We start from the raw sequence: 3,968 nt of genomic DNA, 5'->3' as shown, positions 1-3,968 counted from the left end.
CCGGTCGGCGGGCACGAGCAGTCGCTGATGATCCGCGGCCACTACCGGCAGGCCCCGGTGCTGCTGTTCCTCGAGGGCGGACCGGGCGGTACGGCCCTGGGGGCGATGCGCGCCTCCGGGGGCGGGCTGGAGGAGGACTTCGTGGTGGCCGTGTGGGACCAGCGCGGCACCGGCAAGTCCGTGCCGGCACTGGAACCGACCTCCACGATGACGGTGGAGCAGATGGTGGCCGACACCGTCCAGGTCACCGACTACCTCCGGGACCGGTTCGACCAGGAGAAGATCTACCTGGTGAGCTCCTCCTGGGGCACCACCCTCGGGGTCCTGGCCGCCCAACAGGCACCGGAAAAGTACCACGCCTTCGTCGGCTCGGGGCAGATGGTGGATCAGCAGGAAACCGATCAGCGGATGTACGCCGAGACCCTGGACTGGGCGCAACGCAGCGGGGACACCGACTTCGCCCAACGACTGCGCGACAACGGCCCGCCCCCGTACACGGACATGCTGGCCTATCCGGACGCGCTGTCGACCAACCCGGAGTACCGGGACTTCCCGCACGGGGCCGACCACGACCCGGCCAGCCAGTACCCGGTGAGCCTGTTCGTGCCCGAGTACACCCTCACCGAGCAGGTGCGGGCCATGGGCGGGATCATCGACACCTTCGCCGTGCTCTACCCGCGGCTACAAGACATCGACTTCCGCCGCGACGTCCCCGTACTGGACGTGCCGGTGTTCGTGGTGGAGGGCGCCTACGAGTCCCCGGGCCGGTCCGATCTGGCCGTGGAGTGGTTCGAGGCGGTGGAGGCCCCGGAAAAGGAGCTGGTGGTCTTCGCCAACTCCGGGCACACCCCGCACCTGGACGAACCCTCGGCCTTCCACGAGTTCATGACCGGCACCGTGCTGGCCCGGACCGGCGCCTCAGACTGATCGCGAGCCAGCCACCCCGCGGCGGATGAGCCCGAAGACGACCGCGGTGACCGCGTTCGGCACCCAGTACGGCGAAGGTAACGCCGGCACCAGGCCCAGCACCCAGGCCTGGGCCCAGCGCAGCGCCCCGGACACCCGGCGCCCCGACAGCAGGTGGTAGCCCACCACGGCCTCGAACGCGGCCGTGCCCAGTACGACACCCGGGGCGGCCGGGAGCAGGGTGGTCAGCAACCGTCGGTAGGGCGCCACCCAGGCGTTGTCACGGAACCAGCCCATCAACCAGGGGGCGTGGCGCACGGTGTGGACGGTGTTGAGCACGGCCGCGGCGGCAAAGTACACCCCCACGGCTCGGGTCGCCACCACCCACCCCCGACCCGGGACTGTTGCTGGTGCAACGGCACGCGAACGCGGGCGTCGGTGCACGGTGGTGGAGCCCATGGCTGCTCCTGGGGGTGGTCCGGTGATGTCCTGCGGTGACGAGTCCGACAGGCACCGCCGTTGACTGCCGGTGGGCCTCCCTCCACCATGAGCCTGTACCCCGGCGCGACGACGGGTGCCCACGAGACGTCAGGGGTTGTGGATGGATGTTGGACGCAGCTGGGCGCGCAACGCGGCCGCGGCCGCCCGGATCGCCGGCCACATCGCGACGGGTCCGCTGTTACGCGACTACCGCCGCAGCTGGGGCGCCACGGCCCAGGAGGTTACGGCGGACTGGCCCGGCCACCCACCGGGCCGACCGGTGTCCTGGTCAGCCACCCACGCGGTGACCATCAACGCGCCGGTGGAGGAGGTCTGGCCGTGGCTGGCCCAACTCGGTCAGGGCCGCGGTGGGCTCTACAGCTTCCAACGCCTCGAGAACCTCCTCGGTTGCCGGATGGCCAACACCGACCGGATCCTGCCCGAGCACCAGGACCTCGCCGCCGCGATGGAGGTGCGGTTGCACCCGCAGGCGGTCCTGCCCGTGGCGCTTTTGGAGCCGGGCCGGGATCTGGTGCTGGCCGCCTCTCCGGGCCCGTCCACCCCCGACCAGCGGGTCACGGGCGGGGTGTGGTCCTTCCACCTGCGCGACGCCCCGGGCGGGGGAACCCGGTTGGTGGAACGGCTCGACCTCTTGGCCGGGCCCACCTGGCAGGAGAAGCTGTTCACCGCTCCCGCTGTGATGGAACCGATCAGTTTCGTGATGAGCCAGGAGATGCTGCGCAACATCCAGCGCCTGGCCGCACACGACATCGACCACCCCGGCGGCCAGAGGACGACCATGAGCAGCACACAGTGCAAGAGGTGGAGTGAGCTGACGGGGCGGCAGCGGACCGCGGTCCTCGGCCTGGTCGGTGTGCAGCTGTCGCTGGCCGCCACCGCCTGGGCAGACCTCATCAGGCGGCCGGCGGAGCAGGTCAACGGACGCAAAAGCATCTGGGCGGCGATCATCGCCGTGAACTTCCTGGGCCCGGTCCTGTACTTCTTCCGCGGCATCCGCCGCTGAACGCGCCGCCGGGAACAGGCCGGCCCGCCCTGGCGCTGGGTGCGGTCATCGGTGGGCCCCCCACGGGGGGCGGGCATCGGGACCGGATCCACCGGACCAGGCGCCGGCCACAGGGTGCCAGCCCGCCCGAGGAAGCGCTGAAGGGAACACTGCTGTGGGACTCGCCTGGAACGCCAACGCCCGCCACCTCGGAGTCTTCTCCGCCGCCGTGACCGTGGTCCTCAGCGCGGCCTACGCCATCACGCTCATCGCCGGGCTGCTGGCCTTGCCGTCCCCGGAGCACCCGATCGGTGACCCCTACTTTCCCGTCCTGGAGGTCCTGATCCTCCTCGCAGCACCGGTGATGGTCGCTCTGATGGTCGCCGTCCACGCCTGGGCGGCACCGGAAGTGAAGATCTTCAGCCTGATGGCCCTCGCGTTCATGGTCTCGATGGCCGGGCTCACCTCCAGCGTGCACTTCGTCATCCTCACCCTGAGCCGCCACCCCGTTGTCACCGGCCAGCCGTGGCTGCCCCTGGTCCTGGAGTTCCGGTGGCCCTCGCTCGTCTACGCCCTGGAGATCCTCGCCTGGGACGTGCTCTTCGCGTTGGCGGTGCTCTGCGCCGCACCCGTCTTCCGCGGCAGCCGGCTGGCCATCTCGATCCGCGTGCTGCTGATCCTCAGCGGGGTCCTGGCCCTGGTCGGACTCAGCGGAGTCGTCACCGGTGACATGCAACTGCGCGGCATCGGCATCATCGGTTACGCGGCGGTGTTCCCCGCCGCGACCGCACTACTGGGCCTCTTCTTCCACCGGGCGTCGACCGGCGCTGCGGGATCCGACGCATTCTTCTAAGAAATGGTTTCAATAGTTCGGGGTCGGGGGTAGCGAGGCCCGCGGACCGGTGACGATCATGGTCGCCATGACGAGGCAGAAGGTGTCTCAGCGGCTGGTCAGCGACCAGTTGTGGGAGTTGCTGGAACCGTTGATCCCGCAACCCCCACCGGCGAAGAACGGGCGTACCGGCAGGCCACGGGTCGACGACCGGGCGGCGTTGGAGGGGATCCTGTTCGTGACCGCCAACGGCAACGCCAAAGAAGAAACTCCCCACCGAGCTGGGCTACGGTTCCGGGATCACCTGCTGGCGCCGGCTGCGGGCCTGGCAGGAGGCTGGGGTCTGGGACAAGCTCCACCACGCCGTCCTTGACCAGCTCGGCCAGAACGAGGCGCTCGACTGGTCGAGGGCATCTCTGGACTCGGTCAGCGTCCGGGCCAAAAGGGGGGCGAGCTGACCGGCCCCAACCCTACGGATCGGGGCAAGTTGGGGACGAAGTACCACTTGCTGGTTACCGCCGACGGGTTGCCACTGGCGGTGGCGATCACCGGAGCCAACCGCCATGACTCCATGCTCGTAGAGCCCATTCTGGACGGGCTGGCCCCGGTCAAGGGCCGAGGCCGGGGACGACCTCGTCGCAGGCCGGGAAAGCTGCACGCGGACAAGGCCTACGACAACCGGAGGGTGCGCCGCTACCTGCGCCGGCGCGGGATCACTGCCCGGATCGCCCGCATCGGCGTGGACTC

The 3,968-nt window shown here is 70.0% G+C and carries 6 protein-coding genes; 5 read left to right on the top strand and 1 reads right to left on the bottom strand.

Annotated features, from left to right (window positions below):
• Positions 1-927 (top strand): alpha/beta fold hydrolase (locus tag ACYVM4_RS18205; protein ID WP_460669450.1); only part of this gene is annotated, 927 nt, incomplete at its 5' end.
• Here the strand turns inward: ACYVM4_RS18205 and ACYVM4_RS18200 are convergent.
• On the bottom strand, positions 919-1,287 hold the full coding sequence (locus ACYVM4_RS18200) for a hypothetical protein (protein ID WP_460669449.1): 369 nt from the start codon (positions 1,285-1,287) through the stop codon (positions 919-921). The genes ACYVM4_RS18205 and ACYVM4_RS18200 overlap by 9 nt on opposite strands.
• 220 nt (positions 1,288-1,507) lie before the next feature.
• Here ACYVM4_RS18200 and ACYVM4_RS18195 point away from each other — a divergent pair, with 220 nt between their 5' ends.
• The 4 genes from ACYVM4_RS18195 to ACYVM4_RS18180 form a co-directional block, all read left to right on the top strand.
• Positions 1,508-2,410, top strand: a complete 903-nt coding sequence (locus tag ACYVM4_RS18195; RefSeq protein WP_460669448.1) for a PLD nuclease N-terminal domain-containing protein — start codon at positions 1,508-1,510, stop codon at positions 2,408-2,410.
• Positions 2,411-2,564: 154 nt separating this feature from the next.
• Positions 2,565-3,242 (top strand): hypothetical protein, encoded by a 678-nt coding sequence (locus tag ACYVM4_RS18190; RefSeq protein ID WP_460669447.1) that lies wholly within the window; start codon positions 2,565-2,567, stop codon positions 3,240-3,242.
• A 67-nt stretch (positions 3,243-3,309) separates the two neighbouring features.
• Positions 3,310-3,594: a transposase gene (locus tag ACYVM4_RS18185; protein ID WP_460669446.1), complete on the top strand. Its 285-nt coding sequence runs from the start codon at positions 3,310-3,312 to the stop codon at positions 3,592-3,594.
• Positions 3,595-3,726: 132 nt separating this feature from the next.
• A partial coding sequence (locus ACYVM4_RS18180; protein ID WP_460669445.1) for a transposase occupies positions 3,727-3,968 on the top strand: 242 nt, incomplete at its 3' end.

The sequence above is a fragment of the Kocuria himachalensis genome, assembly GCF_054784195.1.
This window is presented reverse-complemented; position numbering and strand designations above follow the sequence as displayed.

Bases quoted from the DNA above. Each gene is read 5' to 3' on its own strand.
- ACYVM4_RS18195 (WP_460669448.1), top strand. From the start codon at position 1,508: ATGGATGTTGGACGCAGCTGGGCGCGCAACGCGGCCGCGGCCGCCCGG.
- ACYVM4_RS18185 (WP_460669446.1), top strand. From the start codon at position 3,310: ATGACGAGGCAGAAGGTGTCTCAGCGGCTGGTCAGCGACCAGTTGTGG.